Annotated in this window: 17 protein-coding genes, 1 other RNA gene and 1 riboswitch; of the genes, 7 read left to right on the top strand and 11 right to left on the bottom strand. The window is 45.2% G+C overall.

Annotation, left to right across the window (positions count from 1 at the left end):
* Positions 1–125: 125 nt before the first annotated feature.
* The 9 genes from ssrA to atzF all read right to left on the bottom strand — a co-directional run bounded on the left by ssrA (position 126) and on the right by atzF (position 13,219).
* Positions 126–480: a transfer-messenger RNA gene (gene ssrA / locus IE104_RS10425) on the bottom strand.
* Positions 481–791: 311 nt separating this feature from the next.
* Entirely contained in the window at positions 792–1,487 is a 696-nt protein-coding gene (urtE, locus tag IE104_RS10420; protein WP_189418069.1) for an urea ABC transporter ATP-binding subunit UrtE, read from the bottom strand.
* Positions 1,488–1,509: 22 nt separating this feature from the next.
* Positions 1,510–2,364: an urea ABC transporter ATP-binding protein UrtD gene (gene urtD / locus IE104_RS10415; protein WP_189418452.1), complete on the bottom strand. Its 855-nt coding sequence runs from the start codon at positions 2,362–2,364 to the stop codon at positions 1,510–1,512.
* Positions 2,365–2,366: 2 nt separating this feature from the next.
* Positions 2,367–3,539, bottom strand: a complete 1,173-nt coding sequence (gene urtC, locus IE104_RS10410) for an urea ABC transporter permease subunit UrtC (RefSeq protein ID WP_189418068.1) — start codon at positions 3,537–3,539, stop codon at positions 2,367–2,369.
* A gap of 145 nt (positions 3,540–3,684) precedes the next feature.
* Positions 3,685–5,250, bottom strand: a complete 1,566-nt coding sequence (urtB, locus tag IE104_RS10405; RefSeq protein WP_189418067.1) for an urea ABC transporter permease subunit UrtB — start codon at positions 5,248–5,250, stop codon at positions 3,685–3,687.
* A 169-nt stretch (positions 5,251–5,419) separates the two neighbouring features.
* Entirely contained in the window at positions 5,420–6,712 is a 1,293-nt protein-coding gene (gene urtA / locus IE104_RS10400) for an urea ABC transporter substrate-binding protein (protein WP_189418066.1), read from the bottom strand.
* A gap of 198 nt (positions 6,713–6,910) precedes the next feature.
* Positions 6,911–7,624, bottom strand: coding sequence for a GntR family transcriptional regulator (locus IE104_RS10395; protein ID WP_189418065.1), 714 nt, complete (start codon positions 7,622–7,624; stop codon positions 6,911–6,913).
* Positions 7,625–7,756: 132 nt separating this feature from the next.
* Complete coding sequence (gene uca / locus IE104_RS10390) at positions 7,757–11,383, bottom strand: urea carboxylase (protein ID WP_189418064.1); 3,627 nt, start codon at positions 11,381–11,383, stop codon at positions 7,757–7,759.
* A 51-nt stretch (positions 11,384–11,434) separates the two neighbouring features.
* A complete protein-coding gene (gene atzF / locus IE104_RS10385; RefSeq protein WP_189418063.1) occupies positions 11,435–13,219 on the bottom strand; it encodes an allophanate hydrolase in 1,785 nt (594 codons plus the stop codon).
* A gap of 294 nt (positions 13,220–13,513) precedes the next feature.
* Here atzF and IE104_RS10380 point away from each other — a divergent pair, with 294 nt between their 5' ends.
* From IE104_RS10380 to waaA, 4 genes are read left to right on the top strand one after another with little or no spacing between them, the layout of a single operon-like run.
* Positions 13,514–14,881: a deoxyguanosinetriphosphate triphosphohydrolase gene (locus IE104_RS10380; protein ID WP_229837775.1), complete on the top strand. Its 1,368-nt coding sequence runs from the start codon at positions 13,514–13,516 to the stop codon at positions 14,879–14,881.
* 1 nt (position 14,882) lies between these two features.
* Positions 14,883–15,797 (top strand): VanZ family protein, encoded by a 915-nt coding sequence (locus IE104_RS10375; protein ID WP_189418062.1) that lies wholly within the window; start codon positions 14,883–14,885, stop codon positions 15,795–15,797.
* A 45-nt stretch (positions 15,798–15,842) separates the two neighbouring features.
* Positions 15,843–16,958: an SGNH/GDSL hydrolase family protein gene (locus tag IE104_RS10370; protein WP_229837774.1), complete on the top strand. Its 1,116-nt coding sequence runs from the start codon at positions 15,843–15,845 to the stop codon at positions 16,956–16,958.
* Positions 16,959–16,986: 28 nt separating this feature from the next.
* Positions 16,987–18,252, top strand: coding sequence for a lipid IV(A) 3-deoxy-D-manno-octulosonic acid transferase (waaA, locus tag IE104_RS10365; RefSeq protein ID WP_189418061.1), 1,266 nt, complete (start codon positions 16,987–16,989; stop codon positions 18,250–18,252).
* Positions 18,253–18,325: 73 nt separating this feature from the next.
* Here waaA and IE104_RS10360 read toward each other — a convergent pair whose 3' ends face one another.
* Together IE104_RS10360 and IE104_RS10355 are read right to left on the bottom strand one after the other, a co-directional pair.
* The gene (locus IE104_RS10360) at positions 18,326–19,456 is read right to left on the bottom strand and encodes a glycoside hydrolase family 26 protein (protein WP_189418060.1); all 1,131 of its coding nucleotides are present in this window, start codon (positions 19,454–19,456) and stop codon (positions 18,326–18,328) included.
* A 236-nt stretch (positions 19,457–19,692) separates the two neighbouring features.
* Positions 19,693–21,078, bottom strand: a complete 1,386-nt coding sequence (locus tag IE104_RS10355) for a TolC family outer membrane protein (protein ID WP_229837773.1) — start codon at positions 21,076–21,078, stop codon at positions 19,693–19,695.
* Positions 21,079–21,512: 434 nt separating this feature from the next.
* Positions 21,513–21,614: riboswitch (TPP riboswitch) on the top strand.
* Positions 21,615–21,665: 51 nt separating this feature from the next.
* On the opposite strand from IE104_RS10355, the gene thiD reads away from it, so the two are divergent.
* The 3 genes from thiD (at position 21,666) to IE104_RS10340 (ending at position 25,200) form a co-directional block, all read left to right on the top strand.
* Positions 21,666–22,475: a bifunctional hydroxymethylpyrimidine kinase/phosphomethylpyrimidine kinase gene (gene thiD, locus IE104_RS10350; protein WP_189418059.1), complete on the top strand. Its 810-nt coding sequence runs from the start codon at positions 21,666–21,668 to the stop codon at positions 22,473–22,475.
* Positions 22,476–22,567: 92 nt separating this feature from the next.
* Entirely contained in the window at positions 22,568–24,478 is a 1,911-nt protein-coding gene (gene thiC, locus IE104_RS10345; protein WP_229837772.1) for a phosphomethylpyrimidine synthase ThiC, read from the top strand.
* Between the two features lie 98 nt (positions 24,479–24,576).
* Complete coding sequence (locus tag IE104_RS10340) at positions 24,577–25,200, top strand: NUDIX domain-containing protein (protein WP_189418058.1); 624 nt, start codon at positions 24,577–24,579, stop codon at positions 25,198–25,200.
* Positions 25,201–25,202: the final 2 nt, after the last annotated feature.

Genomic DNA, 25,202 nt, shown 5'->3' with positions numbered 1-25,202 from the left:
TGCTCCTGCGTTTTCTGCATTTCCGCCATCCATGGCGGTCAACCCCGGACTTTTGTGCATTCAACACACCCCGCTTCGCGGCCAATAAAAAACCCTTGTCACTTTCGTGACAAGGGTTTTGTTATTGGTGGAGGCGGGGGGAGTTGAACCCCCGTCCGCCAGCACTCCATCCGCGGCTCTACATGTTTAGGTCCGTTTATTGGTTTAACTCATATCAGCCCAACAGGCAGGACGATACAAGCGATCCTGTTAAGTTTTAGCAGCGCCGCCCCAGGCTTGCTTTGCTGCGATCCAGTTCTATATGACGGGCTTTAACGCGGTACTGGCACCTTGTTAGAGACCGTTAGCAGCGATTAAGCTGCTAAAGCGTAAGAATCGTCGTTTGCGACTATTCAAGTACAGCTTTGGATTAACGTGATTGGCTGTCATCACGACATGCACCTTGGGCTTTGTTACCAGCGTCGAATCCATAACGCCCCCGGTCGCTTAACCTTGAGCTCTTCTTGCGAAGGCTACTCATAAGTCAGCGAGTGGGCGGCATTCTACCTCTAATATCAGCCGATGTCATACCGCCTTATCACTGTATGTCGATATGGCGACTTTTTGAACGATTACAAGTGGGGACTGTATGCTGCACCCCTTGTGGCGGTTTGGTGATGCCTCGCCCAAATAATAGGTCTTTTGAGTGTTGTGATGCGCCATCGTAAAAGGCGTCGGCAAGTATTTAGCTTGCGCTACTTATCGCAAGGTTTTGGCGGAATGTATCGGGCGGAGCTCAAATTGTTTAAAAATTAAACGCTTAAATAACGTTGCACCAAATCATCATTCAAATCTGCAATCGGCCCGTTTGCGACTACGCTGCCTTTTTCCATAATAAAAAAATCATCAGCAACGCGGCGAGCGAAAGGTAATTTTTGTTCGACTAATAAAACGGTTAATCCGAGTTCACGGTTAAGCTTGCGAATAACTTCGCCAATATCGTGCACAATATTTGGTTGAATACCTTCGGTGGGCTCATCCAAAATTAATAATTTAGGATCTAGCACTAGTGCGCGGCCAATGGCGAGTTGCTGTTGTTGCCCGCCCGATAAATCGCCACCGCGACGATTTTTCATTTCTTTTAATACCGGGAATAATTCATAAATTTGTGCGGGGATTGATTTAGCTTTGTCTTTGCGGGCGCCGAGTGAAATTTTTAAATTTTCTTCGACCGTTAACAGTGGGAAAATTTCACGGCCTTGCGGCACAAAGCCTATGCCAGAGCGAGCGCGGGTTTCGGTAGAAAATTTGTTAATGGTTTCACCGTTAAATTCTATGGCTCCATCGCGCACGGGTAAAATTCCAGTGATGCATTTTAAAAGCGTGGTTTTGCCTACGCCGTTGCGGCCAATCAAACAACCGCAAGTGCCTTCTTTAAGTTTGAGCGACAAGTCCCACAAAATATGGCTTTGGCCGTAGTATTGGTTGATGCTGTTAATTTGTAGCACTGTTATTACTCTCCGCTCTTTGTTATTCGCCCAGGTAGACTTCAATTACTTTGGGATCATTTTGTACTTGATCCATAGTGCCTTCGGTTAATACCGAGCCTTGATGCAATACCGTGACCTTGCGTGCAATTGAGCGCACAAATTTCATGTCATGCTCGACAACGATCACTGAATGTTTTCCCGCGAGCGATAATAAAAGTTCAGCCGTTTTTTCGGTTTCTTCGCCCGTCATACCCGCAACGGGCTCATCGACTAACAATACGCGCGGGCTTTGCATAAGCAACATGCCAATTTCCAGCCACTGTTTTTGCCCATGGGAGAGGGCGCCCGCGTTTCTGTAGCGATGATCTTTTAAACCGATTTGTACTAATACTTCGTCGATGCGAAATTTTTGTTCGCCTGTGAGTGATTTGGTTAGCGTCCACCACACTGCTTTGTTAGATGCGGTTGCAAGCTCCAAATTTTCATACACAGTTAATGCTTCAAAAATTGTTGGCTTTTGGAATTTGCGACCAATACCGCCGCGCGCAATTTGGTGTTCAGATAATTCAAGCAAATTAATTTGCTGACCAAAATAAACTGAACCTGCATCCGGTTTGGTTTTACCGGTAATCACATCCATCATGGTGGTTTTGCCCGCGCCATTGGGGCCGATAATGCAGCGTAGTTCACCATCATCAATATAAAGATTGAGATTGTTGAGCGCGCGAAAGCCGTCAAAGCTAACAGTAATTCCTTCCACATACAAAATGGTGCGCTTGCTGGTATCCAATGGTTTGCCGAAGTTATCGACATCTTTACCAAAGCCGGTGGGTGCTGCGCTAAAGTCCGGATCTTTAACCGGCAGCGCTTGTTTTGCGTGAGCGAGGATGTTCATGTTCATTTTTGCTCCGCTAGAATTTTTGTATCGCCAGTTGCGGGAGTTGTATTGTCGAGAGCTTCTTCTTCGAGCGTTTCGTGTGCTGATTCAGATTTTTTAGTGCGACCAAATAAACCGACCAAGCCTTTGGGTAGCAACAAGGTCACAATCACAAACAGCGAGCCCAATGCAAACAGCCAGGTTTCGGGTGAGTAAGATGTAAATAAAGTTTTGCCGTAGTTAACACTGAATGCGCCAACGATTGCACCGAACAAAGTACCGCGCCCGCCAGTGGCAACCCAAACTACTAATTCAATAGAATTGAGTGGCGAAAATTCACCGGGGTTAATAATGCCCACTTGCGGAACATAAAGTGCGCCAGCGATTCCTGCGAGTACTGATGAGAAAACAAAAATCCAGAGTTTGTAAGATTCCACTTTGTAACCGCAAAAACGTGTGCGGCTTTCTGCATCGCGAATAGAAATCACAATGCGACCAAAGCGTGAAGTCACAATATAGCGGCAAGCGACGTAGGCTAAAATTAACGCAGTGCCCGATGATAGAAACAAGGCTATGCGGGTTGCATCTGATGCTATGGGTTGCCCCAAAATATCTTTAAAGTCGGTTAAACCGTTGTTGCCGCCAAAACCCATTTCATTGCGGAAAAAGGCGAGCATTAATGCGTAGGTTAATGCCTGGGTGATAATTGAAAAATAAACCCCGGTCACACGTGAACGAAACGCCAGCCAACCAAACACAAATGCAAGTAAACCCGGCACAAGTACAATCATTAATAAGGTGAAGCCAAATGAATCGAAACCGTGCCAGTACCAGGGCAGGTGATCCCAGTTCAAGAACACCATAAAGTCAGGTAATTCCGCATTGCCATATTGACCGCGCGCGCCAATCTGACGCATCAAATACATACCCATCGCATAACCGCCAAGCGCAAAAAAAGCACCTTGGCCAAGCGATAAAATTCCGCAGTAACCCCAAATTAAATCGACTGATAAGGCGAGCAATGCATAGCATAAAAATTTACCGAGCAGGGTGACGGTAAATGTAGAAACATGAAAAGGCGAGGATGCAGGCACCGCGAGATTTAAAATGGGAATCAACACCATCATAGCTGCAATCAATGCCAGCACTATGGCACCACCGCGATCGTTTAATAGTAAGCGTTTAATTAGCATCTAATTCTCTCGATAACGTTTAATNCATCCTCGCGCAGTGGGGATCCAGCTTAAAAATTAACGTCAACAACTGGATCCCCGCTGCGCGAGGATGACGATTTCCAAATAAATTCGATTCAAATTTAATTTGATAATCCCCCCAATATTAATCCGCTGCCGCACGCCCCTTCTGCGGAAACATACCTTTGGGTTTTTTCTGGATGAATAAAATCAACAACACCAGCACTAATACTTTGGCGAGTACTGCACCTGCGTAGGGTTCCAAAAATTTATTGATAATGCCCAAGCCCATTGCGCCCACTAATGTGCCCCACAAATTTCCTACGCCACCAAACACCACCACCATAAATGAATCGATGATATAAGCTTGGCCAAGGTTGGGGCCCACATTGGTTAATTGTGATAGTGCAACACCGGCAACACCGGCAATACCGGAACCTAAACCGAATGTGAGTGCATCAACCCAACTTGCGCGCACACCAACGGCGCGTGCCATGGTGCGGTTTTGTGATACAGCGCGAACTTTTAAACCGAGCGATGTTTTTTTCAAAATCAATTGCAGCAAAATAAAAATCAGGATGCCGAAAATCAAAATATATAAACGGTTATAGGTAATCGAAAGAACAGGGTTAATGGTGAGCGAACCGCTCATCCACTCTGGCAGGCTTACTGCGCGGTTAAGCGGAGTAAAAATGCTACGTGCCGCTTGTTGCAAAATTAAACTCAAACCGAAAGTGGCGAGTAATGTCTCCAGCGGTCTGCCGTACAAAAAGCGAATTACACCGCGTTCAATCGCAACGCCCACTGCACCAGCAACTAAAAATGCCGTAGGCACCGCTATCAATAAGCTGTAGGAAATTTGATTGGGGAATAGCTGTTGAATTACCCAAGTGCAATAAGCGCCAATCATCATAAGTTCGCCGTGGGCCATATTAATTACACCCATTACGCCGAATGTAATGGCCAAGCCAATGGCTGATAGTAAAAGTACCGAACCCAAACTCAGGCCGAAGAAAATATTTTCTGCAAAGCGGTAGTAGCTAATTGTATTTTCAATAGATTTGAGTGCAGATATTGCGGTGTTACGCACGGCTTCGCTTTCATCGCTAGTGGATATTTCTGTCAGAGCACTGCGCGCTTCCGGTTCGAGCGAGCCGCGCAAATGATCTACCGCAAGTATGCGATTTTGTTCGTCAGGATCTTTAAGTTGAAATAGAGCGAGAGCAATATTCATTGCTGATTGAATGCTGGTGTTGGTTTCACCTTGTACACGCGCTGCCAATATGGAAGCACTATCTTCGTCCAAACCGTCTGCTAATAAACGTTTTACTGCAGAAAGGCGAACAGTTTCGTCTTCGCTGCTTAAATTAAGTTGTGCTAACAAACTGCGAAGTTGGTTGCGCAGACTGTTATTCACGGGAATTTTTTTAAAGTTGCTAATGTCGCTATTAACGGCGCTTTGAGTAATGGCATCAAAAAAGTTTCCATCTTCGTGTTTGATGGCGACTTTGTTTAGCGTTGGATCAGAATATAAGTTACCTTGTTCGAGTGCGGCAATAACATTAGTGTTGCGTTTATCGTTTAACGCTGCGAGCTGTTTAACCGTTTGCCCACGTTCGGAAAGGCTACCTGTTGCCAGTTGTTGTACCAAACCTGAAAAATCTGTAACCGAAACACCCGTCTCAGTTTCTGTTTGTGCAAAACCAGACATGGCTAAACACATTAAGAATATTGCTGTGGTCAAGTGTTTGAATAAACGTGAGATAAAAATCGTCATCTTGTGCTCAATAGTTCAGGTAATAAATTTATAAAGCAAATCACATCAAAAAATCCCTCCTCACCGCAGCTAACCTAGCCTTAATGATGAGGAGGGGTGGATGTTACTTAGATGCAGCACCTAAACATTTTTTGGTTTTGGTGTTGTAGTTACCACACTTCAAAGTGATCCAATCTGAATCCAAATCTTTGCTGCCTTCTAGGTAGTCAGACCATGCATCGCCTGGAACCAGAGGAGTTGAAGATACAGTCAGGAATTGGCCGTCTTCTTGAATTTCACCAATTAATACTGGTTTGGTGATGTGGTGGTTCGGCAACATTTTGCTTACGCCGCCAGTCAAGTTTGGTTGTTCAAGGCCAATGATCGCTTCAGTAACTTTGTTGGTATCTGTAGTGCCAGCTTTTTGCACAGCTTTAACCCACATATTGAAACCAATGTAAGTTGCTTCCATCGGATCGTTGGTTACGCGTTTTGGATTTTTAATGTAGGCTTTCCACTTGGCGATGAACTCCTTGTTAGCCGCTGCATCGCTGCTCATGAAGTAGTTCCATGCAGCAAGGTGACCAACAAGTGGTTTAGCATCAAGACCAGAGAGTTCTTCTTCACCTACAGAGAAAGCAACAACCGGGATATCAGTTGCGCTGATTTTTTGGTTACCCAATTCGCGGTAGAAAGGAACGTTGGCGTCGCCATTAATGGTAGAAACCACAGCGGTTTTTTTACCAGCGCTACCAAAGCGTTTAATTTCAGCGACGATATTTTGCCAATCGGAATGACCGAATGGTGTGTAGTTGATCATGATGTCTTCTTGTTTAACGCCTTTAGCTTTCAAGTAGGCTTCAAGAATTTTGTTAGTGGTGCGTGGGTAAACGTAGTCAGTACCTGCAAGTACCCAACGTTTTACCTTGCCTTCTTTCATCAGGTAATCAACAGCGGGAATTGCTTGTTGGTTTGGTGCAGCACCTGTGTAGAAAACGTTTTTGGAAGACTCTTCACCTTCATATTGCACTGGGTAGAAGAGGATGCCGTTTAATTCTTCAACCACTGGCAAAACTGATTTGCGTGATACTGAAGTCCAGCAACCAAAAATGGCGGCAACTTTATCTTTTTCTAAAAGTTGTCGAGTTTTTTCTGCAAAGAGTGGCCAGTTAGACGCTGGGTCTACTACAACAGCTTCCAGTTTCTTGCCGAGCAAACCACCTTTTTTGTTTTGCTCTTCAATCAACATTAATACGGTGTCTTTTAGTGTTGTTTCTGAAATTGCCATAGTGCCTGAGAGTGAATGCAATACACCGACTTTAATGGTGTCTGCGGCTTGCGCACTAAATGATGCGATGGTTAAGCCAGCGGCGATACCGAGTGCCCCGACGTGTTTTGCTATTTGCTTTAGCTTCATGAGTTTATCTCCAGTAAGGATTTTGTTAAAAACTACTTTCTAATACGCCTGTTTGAGTAACCGGGGTTACTCGCTTGCTTCCGGTAACGCTGACAGTTTTGTGAAAAATTCACGGGCTGCCTTCTATTTGTACGCAACAATGTCTTTCTTCCTTGTCGGTGGTGAAACCGGTTTGTTGCAATTTTTTAAACTACAAATCTAATTTTCTGACTGCTGGTGTTTTGCTTCGTAAAGCATGTGCAAAGTAATTTTGCGCACTTCTGCTTTACTGGCTTCAATATGGGTTTTTAAATAACTTTTTACGTCTTCAGTGCGGCGTTCGATAATCGTGCGCAATATTTTCGCGTGTTCATCGTAGGTCGCCTGGATGCGCAATTTTTGTGTAAAGTCGATACGGCGCACAATTCGCAAGCGCTCGGTAATATCGTGATGGATCCGTGCCATCTCCATATTGCCGGTTGCCTCAATTAATTGTTCATGGAAGCGTTCGTCCAGCGCACAAACCGTTGGGCCATCTTCCAATCGATCTTCAGTCGGAACCAGCCAGATTCTTTTTAAATCTTCCAGATTGGGCCCTGGTTCCATTTCGCACAATTTTTTAACGGCCGCTAATTCCAATACGATCCGCACGTCGTAGAGCTGTTCAAATTGCTTGAAGTCAAACGGTTTTACTTGCCAGCCGCTGCGAAAAGATACATCTACAAAACCTTCGCGTTGCAAGCGTGTTAGGGCTTCACGCACGGGGGTGCGGCTTGCCTCTACACGTTCGGCAATTTCGTTTTCACTAAAGCGGTCTCCCGGTAATAAACGGAAGGTAAAAATATCCTGCTTTAGCTGCTGGTAAATGCGCTCCGTTAAATTTGGGCGCGGTTCATCAGCTTTCTTCTTTTTTTCGTTTTTAATTAATTTCATAACATCTTCCGAGTTTTGAGCGATCTATAGTCGCTCATTAAAGTGTGTTGCTTGCTCGTCTTCTTCGATGTCTGCTTTTAATTCGCTGCTTTCTAGTTTTTCGATTCCTAATTCGTGTATTTCTAAAAAAGGTCAATCTTCTTCAAGTACTACCAGTAAATCACCTGCGTTGACTTGCTTGCCGGGCGCGCAGTGAATTGAGCTCACTTTGGCTGCGCGATCTGCGTAAATTGAGAATTCCATTTTCATGGCTTCAACAATCAATAGCGGTTGGTCAACTTCTACCAGCTGTCCTGGTTCTACCAGGAGTTTCCAAATATTCCCGCTGATATCTGCAGTCACGGCATGACCGTCTACATCAATGGGGTTGGTATTTATTTTTACTTGCAATGCTGCATCAACTTGGGCTTCTTCGTCTGCTTGCCACAGTGCAACTTCCTTGGTGAATGCGGCTTGTTGTTTGGATTTAAAATCAGCAATGCTGGTTGCGTTTTCCTGCAGGAATTGTTCGTGCTCGGCAAGGCTGAAGAAACTTTCTTCAATGCGCAGGTTTAATTTTCCTTCGCGGAAAGCTTCGCGCTGTGCAGTTAATTCATCTTCGCTAACTTCGTAGTAGCGCACGCGGTCAAAGAATTTCAACAGCCAGGGTTCACCATTACCGAAGTCGGAATTCTTCAAAAATTTATTCCAAATTGGCAAAGTGCGACCTACTAATTGATAACCACCGGGTGAATCCATTCCGTAGATACACATGTAAACACCGCCGATGCCAACAGTACCTTCTGCGGTATAAGTGCGAGCCGGGTTGTATTTGGAGGTTAATAAGCGATGGCGCGGATCAACGGGAACCGCACAAGGAGCACCGAGATATACGTCGCCCAAGCCGAGCACCATGTAACTGGTGTCAAAAATAATTTGTTTAACTTGCGCAACGGAATCAAGACCGTTAATGCGACGCATAAATTCGGTATTGCTGGGCAACCACGGCGCTTTGTCCCGTACGGATTGGCGGTAACGTGATACTGCATCGAGCGTTGCCGAATCTTCAAATGCCATTGGCATATACACAATGCGGCTGGGTACTTTTACATCGCGCGCATCGCTCAGTGTTTCTTCAATCACCAATAATTTGGCGATCAAATCTTGTTGATGAATCACGCGGCTGTCGTAATTAATTTGCAGGGAACGAACGCCAGGCGACAATTCGATCACGCCATTAATGGGCGATGCTTTTAAGGCTTCCATCAACGCGTAAACGCGTAAACGTAAACTTAACTCTAAAATATTGTCGCCGTATTCCAGCAGAATATATTTGTCACCAGCTTGGCGATAACTCACCAGTGGGCGTTTAGCTGTAGCAGGTAACGCAGCAACAATACATTCTGAAATGGTATTTTCTGGTTTGACGATTGCAGGCAACACAACACTGGTTTGCGCTGTTAAGGTTTCAATCGCCTTATCTGCAGCTAATTCGAGTGCGAGTGCTGCATCAAAACTCAAACGTTTGAAACGAATTTTATCGCCGGGTTTAACCTGGCCGACTTTCCACAACTCTGCTTTTATAATAGTAACCGGGCAAACAAATCCGCCAAGGCTGGGGCCGTCTTTGGTGAGGATTACAGGCATGTCGCCGGTAAAATTAATTGAGCCGACAGCGTATTCGGTATCGTGAATGTTGGACGGATGCAATCCTGCTTCGCCACCGTCACTACGAGTCCAGGTTGGTTTGGGGCCATTTAAACGAATACCCAAGCGGTTGGAGTTGTAGTGCACTTCCCACGCGGTGGAGAAAAACATATCAATTGCATCTTGCGTGAAAAAATCTGGCGCGCCATGTGGCCCGTAGAGCACACCAATTTCCCATTCATGATTGTCAGGGTAGGTTGGAATTAATTCTGTAGGTGCAGCAGATGCTGCGTAAACCGGAGCTGGTGTTGTGCACGCGGCAATAGTTGGATTGCTGATGGCGAGCATGTCGGTTGCGCGCAGTGTGCGACCAGCGTGACCACCGAATTGGCCGAGAGCAAATGTGGAGCGGCTACCTAAATAGACCGGCACATCGAATCCATTGCGTATTGCAAGATAACTTCTGCAACCGGATTCTGCTTTACCAACTTCAAGAATTTGTCCGGCTTTTACGGGAACTGGTGCCCAGAATGAAATTAATTCGCCATCTAATTTTGCGGATGATTTTGCGCCGGTGAGTGAAATAATTGCATCACTATGAAAGCGCAATTTGGGGCCAATTAAAGTAATTTCTAATGCGGCTGCGCTTTCATGATTGCCGACAATACGGTTGGCCAAACGGAATGCATAATCATCCATTGGGCCTGATGGTGGAACGCCAACACTCCATAAACCAACACGTCCAGGATAATCTTGTACGCTGGTGTAAGTGCCGGGTTGGATTACTTCAACCACAGGCGCTTTGTATTCAAAGCTTGCGAGTTTGTTGGTGGCTACGTCGCCATTGCCAAAAAAGTCCGATGAAATAATTTGGCGCAAATAATCAAGATTGGTTGCTATGCCGGCCATACACGTTTCATTTAACGCAGCTTGCATTTTGTTGATGGCATCAACACGATCTGTTCCATGTACAATAATTTTTGCAATCATGGGGTCGTAGTAGGGCGATACCTCTGTGCCTGTAGAAACCCAAGTGTCATTACGTGCGGAATCAGAAAATAAAACATCAGTTAATACACCGGGCGATGGTTGGAAATCGCGCACGGGATCTTCTGCATATAAGCGAACTTCAATGGCTGCGCCTTTAGGTGTGATATCTATATCAAATGAAGGCGGCATTCCCGCTGCAGTTAAAATCATCCATTCAACTAAATCGACACCAGTGCAAGCTTCAGTGATGGGATGTTCAACTTGTAAACGGGTATTTACTTCCAAAAAATAAAACGCATCGCGTGCGGCGTCGTAAATATATTCCACTGTGCCAGCGGAGCGGTATTTAACTGCTTCGCCAAGGCTTTGTGATGCGGCTAATAATTTATCGCGTGTTGCGGCAGGTAAATTGGGCGCGGGTGTTTCCTCAACAACTTTTTGGTTGCGACGTTGCAGTGAACAATCGCGTTCGCCGAGAGCTAATACATTGCCCAAGCCGTCGCCAAAGATTTGTACTTCAACATGGCGGGCGTTATCGACAAAACGCTCAAGGAAAACGCCGCTGTCGCTAAAAAAGTTTTGCCCTAAGCGTTTTACGCTTTCGTAAGCATTGGTTAATTCTTCTTCGCTGTTACAGCGCGTTAAACCAATGCCACCACCACCAGCAGTGCTTTTCAGCATAACGGGGTAGCCTAGTTTGGCGGCTGATGAAATAGCTTCTTCAATTGAGTTTAATAAACCAGTGCCCGGTGTGAGTGGTACGCCAGCTTTTTCTGCAATTTCACGGGAGGTATGTTTTAAACCAAATTGACGCATTTGATCTGGCGTTGGTCCACAGAACGCAATACCTTCTGCTTCGCATTGCTCTGCAAATTTCGCATTTTCTGAGAGGAAGCCGTAGCCGGGAATAATCGCTTGTGCACCGGTTTCTTTGGCAGCCGCAAGAATACGGTCTGCTTGCAAATAACTTTCTGCGGCGGTGTTGCCGCCCAGGCACACAGCTAGATCACATGCAGTCACATGTGCAGAGTTGCGGTCGGCATCGGAATAAATCGCAACTGATTTAACGCCCATCTTTTTCAGCGTTTTAGCAATTCGTACCGCAATTTCGCCGCGGTTTGCGATTAAGACTGTATGAAACATGTTCCTTCTCCGACTCTGTATGGTTTTCTGTTTTGCTTTTTGTGAGTGCAGTTATTTCTGTAACGATTTGATATAGGCGCGCCATCCACCCAAATGCGTAATATCAGTTGCGCCTTCAACGGCAGCGCCTTCGCAAATAAAACCTTTCACTTCACGGCCATCTTTTAAACTGAGCGTGCCTATTCCGAGCGGTGCTGGAATAAGTGCTACAAAGCTGCCAAATTTTTCTAGTGGCACGTCCCACAGTTCCACAATAATTTCTGCACCGGTTTCGCCAGTTTTGCCGCGAATTAATCCAGGTTTTGGTGGAGTTGTATTGGGGAGTGCAAATAAACGGTAAGAATTGGATGTGAAAGTGCTTTCCACAAAAATAGCTTTGCGTTCTTGCAATTGAACATTCAGCGGCATACCAGTGAGATGTGCGCCGACGACGGCGAGGCGTACATAACCTGCAGGAGCAGTTTTGCTTGGAATAAATTCTGGAGTTGGTTTTTCAGTTTTTCCGAGGGGCAATTGAATAAAGTTTTGCCACTGTTTACCGAACGCGGCGAGTGTTGCGTCCTGCCATGCGGGGGCAATCAAAGTGATCCCAAAAGGAAGCATGTCATCGCGCATAACGGCTGGTAGGGCGAGCGCTGAGCAATCAGCTAAATTGACAAAATTGGTGTAGGTTCCTAATTGGCTGTTAACCGTGACCGGATCTGCTTCTACTTCCGCGATAGTGGGATGGCGCGGTGAAGTCGGTACTAATAAAGCATCTACGCTGCTCATCAACAATTGAATTTCGCGTGCTAAATCGGCGCGCTCATATTCACTGCGATAGGTATCAGTTGCAGAAAAGTTTTCGGCTTTTTCAATAATGCCGCGCACCACTGAATTCATATCATCGGCATGTTCTGCCATAAATTCAGCTATAGCTGCATGTCGTTCTGCCACCCAAGGGCCGCCATAAAGAAGCTTGGCTAATGTGGACATGGGTGTGAAATCAATTGGCGTGAGCTCAGCACCGAAAGCTTGCAATTTTTCGAGGGATTTTTCCCATGCAAGCTCAGCGTTTTTATCACCAAACCACTCCGGATTTTTTGGAATACCGAAACGGGGCTTGCTGGAAAAATAAATGGGTGCGCTTGGGGCCTGGCGGGAATATCCGTCTGTGCTGTCAAACGCTTCCAAAACTGATGCGACTGTTTCGGCATCATTAACGGTTAATGAGAAAATCGATACGCAGTCGAGACTGCGACATGCCGGTACGACGCCTGATGTACTAAAGCGGCCCTTGGTGGGTTTAAGACCTACGATATTGTTGAACCCTGCGGGTACCCGACCCGAACCTGCGGTATCTGTTCCCAAACTAAATGGCACCAAACCGCGCGCGACTACAACGCCCGAACCGGAGCTTGAGCCACCGGAAACATAATCGGCCTTAAAAGAGTTGGGCACGGCACCGTAAGGTGACCGCGTGCCCACAAGACCAGTAGCAAATTGATCCAGGTTGGTTTTGCCAATCACAACTGCTCCCGCTGCTTTCAAGCGTGCAATAGTGGTGGCATCTTTGCCGGGAATATAGGTAAATGCAGGGCAAGCCGCAGTTGTGGGCGTGCCCGCAACGTCTATGTTGTCTTTTACTGCGAAGGGAATTCCATATAAAGGAAGATCGGTAGCGCCAAGAGCATCAATTTGTGCGTCCAGCTCGGCCGCAGAGACGATATAAATCCAGGCTGGGTCGCTGGAATCTAATTGGGCGCGCACTGCATGGAGTGCTTCACGTGCATTGATTGCTTGGCTGCGATAGGCTTCAAGCCATTCACTAATTGTCCAGCCTAGAGTGCTTGTCATTATTGTTCCTGCTCTAAAATCTTAAATACCATCTTGAATACAAGATTGCTTTTTCAGGATTTTGCAGTAACTATGCCAAGAAAAATTAAGCGGCTCGAATTGGTCTGATACAATGAATAATTACAAGATAAAACAATAAGTTAAATATGCATCGGAGTATCTTGGATTTTAAGAAATACAAGATTGATAAAGATTTAGTGCGCTTATATTGTGCGATGGAATTTTTTTTAAGAACCAAACTGGTGCGCCAGTTGTTAAAAGTTTATCGATAGATCAACAAGGTTGTAGATACCTATGACAATGAATTGGAATCAACTGCTTTGCGCAGAGCGCTTGGGTAAGCGAACGGCGAAGCACGAAGAAGGGCGCTCGCCTTTTCACTCGGATCACGACAAAATTATTTTTTCCGGTGCATTTCGTCGGCTGGCGCGCAAAACTCAGGTTCATCCGCTTGCAACTAATGACCACATCCACAACCGCATGACGCACAGCCTGGAGGTCGCCTGCGTAGGGCGCACTTTGGGCATACGTGTTGGGCAAGCATTAAAAGATGCAGGTGATTTGCCTGATCATATTTGGCCAACAGATATTGGCGACATAGTTCAAGCAACCTGTCTTGCGCACGACATTGGCAATCCGCCGTTTGGTCATACAGGTGAGGATGCGATTCGCAGTTGGTTTCAAAAAGAAGGTGCGGAATTTTTAGCGGATTTATCGCCAGAAGAGCGAGATGATATTCGCGTATTTGAAGGTAACGCGCAGGGTTTACGTGTGCTTACAACCTCGGAATATCACCAGTATCACGAAGGTATGCGCCTAACCTATGCAACGCTCGCGTCTTCAATGAAATATCCCTGGTGCTCAACTGCGACGGTTTTAAATCATCGCCCCAAAAATAATAAATATGGCGTGTTTCAATCAGAGCTGGGCTACTTTCATGAAATTGCTGCAAAAACCGGTTTAATTGAAAAAGGTAAAAACTGGTATTGTCGTCACCCATTGGTTTATTTAATGGAGGCCGCAGACGATTTTTGTTACGGCATTATTGATTTGGAAGATGGCCTTGAAATGGGCATTCTCAACTGGAATGAAATTTATGAATTGCTGCGCCCCGTAATTGCAGATTCTCCACAGCTAGCTGATTTGGAGCGCACCCTTAAAAAAGTTAATGATGGCCGCAAGCCGGCGTTGGTGCGCGGTAAAGTGATAGATGCATTTATAAATGCTGGCACAGATGCATTTATTAAACATCAGGAGGCTTTTTTGCAGGGCAGTGTGGAGGGGGATTTAATTTCCCTGTGCGATCCAAAAGTGATGACTGCTGTGCAAGCCGCAAAAGATTTGGCGAAGCAGAAAATTTTTAACCATTCGCGTCGCGTTGAATTGGAAATTGGTGCTTATGCTGTGATAGGTACTTTGTTGAGTACGATTTGTAGCGCCGTATATGCGTCACTCGGCGATCCAGGCCAAATGACTTATAAAGACAATCGTGTAATGGCGTTGATTGGCGATAATAACTTTCACCCTAACGTGAGTAAGCGCGACAAAAATTATAAATATTTAGCATTGATGGCAGTGATCGATTTTATCAGCGGTATGACCGATAATTACGCCACTAATCTTGCAAAGCAATTCAACGGTATGGGTGATTCCAGATATTAGTATGTTCAAGTTTGCTGTACACAAATTAACTCGAATTTTGCCGTTGTTTATTCTTGTTGGAGCTTTTCCCTTTTTCTTTCTGGGTGGCACATTAGAGTCTTCAAGCAGCTTGTTAAGTGCGATTTGGGATTGCGGGCATGTTGTCTTCTTTATTGCTTTGGTCGTTCTCATTAGTAGAAAAGTAGATGTCAATAATTGGCGCGTGGCGCTTATTATTACCGCCACTGTTTTTTTTGCCGGTGGTCTTATTGAAGTTATACAGGCGAGTATTGGGCGCGATGGTAATTGGGATGATCTGCTCCGCGATTTAACCGGTACTTGGCTGGGATTATTTTGGCTTCAGCGCAGCACCAAATGGGTTTTGTTAGGGCGTGTTTTTGCCACAGTACTTTTGATTCCCAATATTACTGCAGTTTTTATGGAGTCCTGGTACGAAGCTCGGGCGCGACATGAATTTCCGCTTTTGGTGGGTTTTGAATCTGTTATAGAGTCCTATTGGGGCAAAAAAGAAGACGAGCGTTCAACGCAATATCGCACGCAAGGTGAATATTCATTAAAAGTGGTATTGTCACCCAAAAATTATTCAGGCATAAAATTCAGCCGCCTCCAGCAAGATTGGCGAGGCTTTAAACAATTTGGTTTTGATATTTATAATCCAGATTCAACATCGTTTTATATGACGGTACGGGTAAATGATGTCCAGCACGGGCTAACCCAATGGGCAATGAAAGATAGATTTAACACAAGTTTTCAACTCAAACCCGGTTGGAATCATCTCAGCTATTCTATGGACGCGATTGAACACGCACCTGCTGGAAGACTAATGGATCTATCGCACATCACCTGGGTTGAAATTTTTGTAGGCAAACTCCCGGAGAGCCGCATTATTTACCTGGATAATCTTCGACTAGAATAAGTTACCCAAAATCTAAAAAGGCCTGTCACTTAGGAAAATTACAATATGAATCCTTTCAAGTTATTTATGAGTCCTTCCAAGTTATTAACGCGTTGTTTATTGGCGATCTGTGCGTCCACCTTTATAGTTCCTGCGTTTGCAGTAACTAAAATCTCTGGTGGCGATAAATATTTGCAATATACGGGTCGAATTGACCTGACCAAACCTGATGCACCACAAATATCCTGGCCAGGAACCAGCATTGCTGGAAATTTCACGGGAACCTATTTGGCGATAACTCTTGATGATCAACTTGGCAAAAACTTTTTTAATGTGTTTGTGGATGGCGATTTGCAACATCCCGTAATTATTCAAGCCGTGCAAGGTGAAAAAACCTATTTGGTGAGCGATAAGCTTGCCGCGGGTAAACACAGCTTTCTTATTACCAAGCGCACAGAGGGTGAAGAAGGTGCGACTACTGTAAAAGCTATTGAGCTGGCAGATGACGGAAAATTATTGACGCCACCTGCGCGTTTAAAACGCAAAATTGAATTCTTTGGTGACTCAATCACCAGCGGCATGGGTAACGAATCCCCTGATGATGGGCCGGATCATTTATTAAAAGATAAAAATAATTTTATGGCCTACGATGCCATTACCGCGCGCAACCTGAATGCGGAACTGCATGTAACCTCACAAAGCGGCATTGGTATTATGATTAGCTGGTTTCCTTTTATCATGCCGCAATTTTATGATCAGCTGAATGCAGTAGGTGATAACGACACTAAATGGGATTTCTCTAGTTGGACACCTGATGTCGTTGTGATTAATTTATTTCAAAACGATAGCTGGTTGACGGACCGTGAGCATCGTATGAATCCTAATCCTACGGATGAACAACGTATCCAGGCTTATGTTGATTTCGTAAAGACTATTCGCGGTAAATATCCCAAAGCTTATATCGTATGCGCCTTGGGCAGTATGGATGCAACTAAAGAGGGTTCAAAATGGCCGGGTTATATCACCACTGCTGTTGCTCGAATCAAACAGGAAAATCCAAAAGAAAAAATGGATACAGTGTTTTTTGACTTTACCGGTTATGGCGCACATCCGCGTGTAAAACATCATCAAGTTAACGCAGAGAAGTTGACCTCTTTTATTAAGCAGAAAATGAAGTGGTAACTTGGAAGGCTTTTACTAAGGTATAAAAATGCGTTTTGTTTACACCCTGATATTTTATTGTGCCGTGCCTTTTATTTTGCTGCGCCTTTTATGGCGGGCAATTGCCGCTCCAGCCTATGCAAAACGCTGGAGCGAACGCTTTGCTTTTTTTGCCCCCTTGGCAGCAGAGAAGAAAGTTGTTTGGTTGCATACTGTATCTGTAGGCGAATTTATTGCCGCTTTGCCGTTAATCCGTCAATTGCAAATGCGTGATGATTTGCAATTGGTTGTTACCACTACAACACCAACGGGTTCTGAGCGAGTGCATGCGAGTTTGGGCGAAAGTGTTTTTCATGTGTACGCGCCTTACGATTTGCCGGATGTGTTAGCGCGCTTTATTCAACGAGTGAAGCCTTCAGTTTTGCTTATTATGGAAACAGAGTTGTGGCCGAATACGATTGCCGCGTGTAAAAAAAATAATATTCCTGCACTTTTGATAAATGGGCGTATGTCTGAAAAATCGGCACGTGGCTACGAGAAATTTTCTGGGTTGACTCGCCCCATGTTACAAAGCCTCACTAAAGCCCTAGTTCAAAACAAAGTAGATGCTGCACGTTTTAATCGCATAGGCTTGCCTGCAATCAACACAGAAGTTACAGGCAGCATTAAGTTTGATTTAACTATTAGTGACGACTTGCGCGCTCGCGCGGCTGAGTTGAAGCGAGAGTGGTCGCAAGATGAAAAATACGTGCTGTGGATTGCCGCTAGCACTCACCAGGGTGAGGATGAAATTATCCTTGATGCTTTTTCGCAACTTAAGCAAAAGTCTGTATCAAACTTACGTTTGATTTTGGTGCCGCGTCATCCTGAACGATTTAATAGTGTTGCGAACCTCTGCGTAAATCGTGGTCATGTTTTGGCTCGTCGTAGTGAGAAAACATTCGCCCACAATACCGAGATAATTCTTGGCGATACTATGGGCGAGTTGTTGTTAATGTTTGGCGCTAGCGACATAGCGTTTGTAGGCGGTAGCCTAGTACCAAACGGAGGGCATAATTTTATCGAGCCTGCCGCATGGGCTCTACCGTTGTTAAGCGGTCCTCATGTGTTTAATTTTGCAGAAGTAGCGAAGCTTTTAACTGAAGCGGGCGCATTGCAATTGGTGCCTTCGTCAAGCGAGCTAGCAACAGCTGTTAAATTTTTGGCTGAGGATGAACGCGAGCGACAAAAACGCGGAAATTCTGCGTTGCAAGTAGCGAATGAAAATCGCGGTGCTCTGGCGAAATCAATCGGTATAATTGAACAGTTTCTTTAAATTGATGTGTGTAAAAAAGGCCATGTTTTCATCATGGCCTTTTTGTTCGATTCAATTTTTTTCCGATTCAATCTTATTTGGTTGTTAAATAATTTTTCCAGTCAATGCCCTTGCGCGTAATCACTGCAGCGCTGGTTAACAATTGTTTGGCATTTTTATTATGAACAAGAGCTTGATTCTCTTGTGTGCCATCACCGTTGCTCCAGCTTGACCAACTTACCCAATAAGCTATCGCTGGATAATCCTTCTGCAAGTTTTGCTGATATAAACGTGTATCCAGAGTACCTTGTCTGCTAATAGTTTCACCGGCTCTGGGACCAAACTCTGCGATGGCAATAGGTTTTCCAGATTGCTTAAAGAGTTCGTAATCTTTTATTACCAGCTCGTTGTTGTAAGCCGTGCCTGCAAAAATATCAACATAGCTATCGCCTGGGTAGCGATACATGGGTGGCTTAATAATTGAACGCTCAAATAAGTTTGGACTTTGGTTGGGCGAAAACACCCATAACAAATTATGTAAGCCTTTGGTTTGCGTAAAATAAGTGTACATGTCGCGCCACAGGGCGATATAGGAATCTGCATCTTGTGGCTTGCAGTCAATTCCCCACCAAAACCAATTACCATTCATTTCTTGCATTGGTCGCCACAAAACTACTACACCTGCATTTTGTAATTCAATTAACGCTGTTGCAATGCGCTCTAATTTGCGCAACCAAATAACACGGGCGGGCGATTTAGGATTTACTAATTCCCGCAGATCGACTTTGCTCATATCGCCGCCGTTACTGCGCGTGTAAGTCCATTTGCCGGGATTTTGTTCCACCTTGGCTTCGTCATTCCACCAGGGATTTTGTGGCGACCAATTGATGGTAATTAGCCCGCCTTTGTTCCAGTAATCAATTAAATAAGTATTTACTCTACGTAACCCATCAGGCGTTGCAATGTGATTGTGTTCGTAATCCACGCCGACAATTCCGGGTAGTTCCCCAGTGTGATTTTCCAATTCAGTGATTAAGGGGATAAAGCCTGAAAGGCCAGTTGTATTGCTTATGTCGTCGCTGTGCCCGATATTTTGACCCGCGATAACGCCTGATGTTTTTTCGTTGGTGAGTGCAGCCAGATAAGCCTGTACAGCTTTGGCAGCTGGTATTGCTTTGGGATCAGATGGAATTGCGGTTGCATCGGCTAGCGTGTAAGTGCTCAAAAAAAGTAAATGTAGAAAGGTAAGGCTAACGAGCGGTTTAATTATTGATGCTGTAACTATTAATCTCGTAACTATTAATCTTTTAACTATTGATCCTGTAATTATTGATCTTGTAATTAGGCGTCTATTGATGTTCATATTATTTCCTTTTCATTGTGTTGAATTAGAAATTAATCGCGTCATTAATACAGAAATAAAAAAACCGCGCAGTGCGCGGTTTTTTTATTGTTCGAAAATTACTTTTCGTATTTGGAGCGAACAACGGGCGCGCCGTCTTGTAACCATTTGTCAACTTCTTGTACGTCGGCCGGTGTAAGCATGCCCGCAACTTCACGTAATCTAATGGTGTCGATAACGTAATCGTAAAGCGCATTCGAGTAGTCGCGACGAGCCTGGTAAAGTTTGCTTTGCGCTTGCAAAACTTCAACCAGGTTACGTGTGCCTACTTCATAGCCGGCTTGAGTTGCTTCCAACGCACTTTGGTTGGAAATGGTGGCTTGCTTGCGAGCTGTAACGCGCGCCACATCCGTTTCTACTGACAAATGCAATGCGCGTGTATTTTGAATGGTATTGCGTTGAGTGCTATTCAGTTGCTCTTGTGCTTGCAGGCCCAAAGATACGGCTTGACGCGCAAGGCTTGAGGTACGCAGACCACTGAAAATAGGAATGTTTACACCTACGCTCACTGATGAACCTTCGTTCTCGTTTTCAAAGCGTGAACTTTCAAAATCACCATCTACATTTCTTTTGGTGCGGCCAAGGCTTGCAGTGATCGTTGGCAAATGATCCGCACGTGCCGCGCTTGCATTATTCTCGGCAGCTTCAGAATTGAATTTTGCTGCTTTCAAGTTGTAGTTGTTTTTTAGCGCAAAGTTAACCCATTCCGCACGGTCAGCAGGCGTTGGGGTTACAACTGGAAATTTATCAGACAGTGGAGCGATTTGATCTTCTGGTTTACCGGTTAACACTTCAAGAGCTTCATAGCTAATGCTAAGGCTACCGCGCGCTTCTAAAGTTGCTGCGAGAGCACTGTCATAAGCAGCTTGTGCTTCGTGTACATCGGTAATGGCAACCAGGCCTACATCAAAACGTTGTTTAACCTGGTCGAGTTGGTGCGCAAATGCATTTTGTTCTGCGATGCTGGTTTCCAATTTATCCACCGAGCGCAAAACATTGAAGTAGGCGCTGGCCACACGAACTATAAGGCTTTGCTGATCAGCACCGTATAGGGCTTCAGCTTGCTCGCTTAATTTCTGGCCTTTTTTGTAGTCGTACCAGGCAGACATGTTGAACAGAGGTTGGTCCAAGGTAATGCCCCAGTCCTTAGTTTTGCTGTTTGTTTCTCCAATACGAGTAGACACGGGAGTTTCTGTGTAATCGCCCTTGGCATCGCTGTAGTTATATCGAGCGTTCACTTGTGGCAGCAAACCTGCACGGGCAATAGCAGCGTACTCTTTATTTGCTTCGTAGCCGGCTTTGTCAGCTTTAATTTGCGCATCGTTTTTGAGCGCGAGTTCGTAAATTTCCAACAAGGTATTAGCACTGGCTCCAAATGGGGCGAATGCAAGCAGACCAATAGCCAGATAAAGCTTTGACTTTTTCATAGAGAACGACTCTTTCATAAAAAATCCTGAGGGTAAAAGATTCCGGTGTATATGGGTAAACAAATCAGGTAAAAAAATGTACAGCTTGAGCTGCAAACTTATGAAGCCCCACTTATGTAAGCTCTAGCTTAGACGCAGATCCGCAGGGTTTGGATTCACTCGTAAATTTAAAGGCCGAGTTTAGCGGGTTGGGTGTTACTGGTCGAGCTTTGAGGCTAATCAACAGGTTAAAAAGGGTAAACACTTGTCAGCAGAGGGTGTAGTTACAAATGTAAGCAGCATTTAGCGCGCTTGTCATGAACTTCGCCTGTCCTCTATAGGCTTGGCTCGATTTGATCGGAAGTCTGATTCAAAAACCGGTGTTGCCGGGATAAAGCTGGATGAGGCTAGATTAGTGAGTCATAAGGAGTGCCTATTGCTTTACACCCAAGGCTCAGTTCAATAGACTGCGAGGCTTCTTGTCGGGGTGCTTTAGGATACAGATTCCAAAGCTGAGATATACCCGCATACCTGATCCGGTTAGTACCGGCGTAGGGAACGAGAGCTCTCACTGGCGGTTCAGCCGCACCTCTCTTCCGCGCCTTTTGCTTGTTAGCGGAAAATCCATGAATCCGAAAACGAATACACCCATTGCAATGACCATCGCTGGCAGTGATAGCGGTGGCGGGGCAGGTATTCAAGCCGATTTAAAGACATTTGCGGCTCTGGGTGTTTACGGTTGTAGCGCAATTGCCTCATTAACGGCCCAAAATACTCGTGGCGTTCAAGGTGTTTTGCCTATTGCGCCGGCTTTTGTGCAGGCTCAAATTCAATCGGTGTTGAGCGATATTCAGGTGGGTGCAATCAAAACAGGTATGTTGGCGACTGCGGATATTATCAGCGCAGTCGCAGAGTCCTTGGCCGATAACTCTATTCCTTTGGTGCTAGACCCGGTAATGGTTGCAACCAGTGGCGATAGGTTGCTCGCTGAGGATGCCATTAATAACCTGATCACCAAGCTGATTCCGCGCGCAAGTGTTCTGACTCCCAACCTATTAGAAGCTGCTGCGCTTCTTAACACCAGGGTTGCCAGTTCAATAGTAGAAATGGAGCAGCAGGCTAAACACTTGCTGGCCATGGGAGCGCAAGCCGTGCTGATGAAAGGCGGGCACGCCAGCGGCGAAGATGCGACAGATTTATTAATGACCAATGCCGGTGTGGAATTGTTTAGGGCTAAACGAATAGACACCAAAAATACCCACGGCACAGGTTGTACGCTGGCCTCTGCAATTGCAGCAGGTTTGGCAAAAAATTTAACGCTGCGCGATGCTGTCGCCCAAGCGAAAGATTATTTACACAATGCTTTATTACATTCTAATGAATTGAACATAGGGCAAGGATCTGGCCCCGTACATCATTTTTATAAATTTTATTAATTTGGACCTTGTTGCTCCTGCTAGTTAACGCAATTAGTAGCGATGACGATTCCTATTTATCAAAGAAAAAAGTTAAAACCTGAGGATATCCCATGAATACCAGCGTAGAAAAAATCCTGAGCGAAAGCGCGCAAGTTGATCAGGCTTCCGTGCAGCCTTTTACCGGCTCGCAAAAAATGTATGTTCAGGGTTCCCGTCCTGATATTCGCGTTCCTATGCGCGAAATTACGCTGGCAGATACGCCTACTGACTTTGGTGGTGAAAAAAATCCACCTGTACGTGTTTACGATACCTCTGGCCCTTATACTGATCCAAACGTAAAAATTGATTTGCGTACCGGTTTGGGCGATGTGCGCACTGCCTGGATTGAAGAACGCAATGACACAGAAGTTTTGGAAGATAGTCATTCAGAATTTACCAACTCTCGTTTGAATGATCCAAAGCTCGCAGCACTCCGTTTTAACCTCACTCGCAAACCACGCCGCGCTAAACCTGGCATGAACGTATCGCAAATGCATTACGCAAAACGCGGCATTATTACACCGGAAATGGAATACATTGCGATTCGCGAAAACATGGCGCTTGCACAAGCGCGTGAACTGGGTGTAATGAATCAACAACACGCTGGCATGAGTTTTGGTGCAAGTATTCCTGATGAAATCACTCCTGAGTTTGTGCGCGATGAAGTAGCGCGTGGTCGTGCGATTATTCCTGCCAATATCAATCACCCTGAACTGGAGCCGATGATTATTGGCCGTAACTTTCTGGTGAAAATTAACGGCAACATCGGTAATTCGGCGCTGGGTTCTTCCATTGAAGAAGAAGTAGAGAAATTAACCTGGGGCGCGCGTTGGGGTGCAGATACTGTGATGGATTTATCCACCGGTAAAAACATTCACGAAACCCGCGAGTGGATTATTCGCAATTCACACGTACCCATTGGTACTGTTCCAATTTATCAAGCACTCGAAAAAGTTAACGGTATTGCAGAAGATCTGACGTGGGAAATTTTCCGCGATACATTGATCGAACAAGCAGAGCAGGGTGTGGATTATTTCACCATTCATGCTGGCGTTTTATTGCGCTATGTTCCACTTACGGCTAAACGCGTGACAGGTATTGTGTCGCGTGGTGGTTCGATTATGGCGAAATGGTGTCTTGCGCATCACAAAGAAAACTTCCTCTACACCCACTTCGAAGAAATTTGCGAAATTATGAAAGCTTACGACGTAAGTTTTTCATTAGGCGATGGCTTGCGTCCAGGTTCAATTGCAGATGCAAACGATGAGGCGCAATTCGGTGAGTTGGAAACCCTGGGCGAATTAACCAAAATCGCCTGGAAGCACGATGTGCAAGTGATGATTGAAGGTCCAGGTCATGTGCCTATGCATATGATTAAAGAAAACATGGAAAAGCAATTGGAAGTATGTGACGAAGCGCCTTTCTATACGCTTGGCCCATTGACCACTGATATTGCTCCAGGTTACGACCATATTACATCTGGTATTGGTGCTGCCATGATCGGCTGGTACGGTTGCGCAATGCTTTGCTACGTAACACCAAAAGAACATTTAGGCCTGCCCAATAAAGATGACGTAAAAGAAGGCATTATCACCTACAAAATTGCAGCTCACGCTGCCGATTTGGCAAAAGGACACCCAGGTGCGCAATTGCGTGACAACGCCTTGTCAAAAGCGCGTTTTGAATTCCGCTGGGAAGATCAATTTAATTTGGGATTAGATCCGGACACCGCGCGTTCTTATCACGACGAAACCTTGCCAAAAGAATCGGCAAAAGTAGCGCACTTTTGCTCAATGTGTGGTCCAAAGTTTTGCTCTATGAAAATTACCCAGGAAGTACGCGATTACGCGGCAAAACATGGCACCGATATTTCCGTTATTGGTGAAAAGGATATTATCAAGATGATTGATGTCGAGGCCGAGATGCAACAAAAATCCAAAGAATTTTTGGCGAAGGGTTCAGAGATTTATCATAAAGTTTAGTTTTGAAACAAACCCCACCCAGCCTCCCCTTTTCCAGAGGGGGAGGCTGGGTGGGGGTTCTTTACATTAAAAAGAGTTAATTCTAATACCAAATAATTATGATCAAAAAACCACAATTCAATCGCGATGATGTTGAAGTTCTTGGACGCGAAACTCTCTACAAACGTTTTTTTCGCGTTGAGAGAATTAGTTTGCGCCATAAGCTTTTTAAGGGCGGTTGGAGCCAAAGTATAGGCCGTGAAATTTTTTTACGGGGCAACGCTGTTGCAGTTGTTCTCTATGATCCTGTTCACGATTTAATTGGTCTGGTAGAGCAATTTCGCATAGGTGCCATGGGCGAAGAAAATGGTCCATGGTGTTATGAGGTTGTTGCTGGCATGGTCGAAGAGGGTGAGCAACCGGAAGAGGTTGCGCGACGCGAATTGGTGGAAGAGGCCAATATTACTCCTTACCATCTGGAATTCATCTGCAACTTTTTATCAAGCCCCGGCGGAAGTGATGAAAAGCTCTTTTTATTCTGTGGCTTAAGCGATTTAAGCCAGGCTGGAGGCGTTCATGGCCTGCCAGATGAAAATGAAGATATTCATTTACACTGTTTTGCAGCTGATGAGGTTTTTGCTGAGTTATTAAACGGTCGTTTTAATAACGCCGCTGCATTGATTTGCCTGCAGTGGTTACAAATGAATCGCGAACGCTTGCGGAAGGCGCATGTAAAAGAATAAAT

Source organism: Cellvibrio zantedeschiae (assembly GCF_014652535.1).
Lineage (GTDB): Bacteria > Pseudomonadota > Gammaproteobacteria > Pseudomonadales > Cellvibrionaceae > Cellvibrio > Cellvibrio zantedeschiae.
The sequence above is the reverse complement of the archived record's forward strand: the minus strand, read 5'-3'. Positions and strand labels throughout refer to the sequence as shown.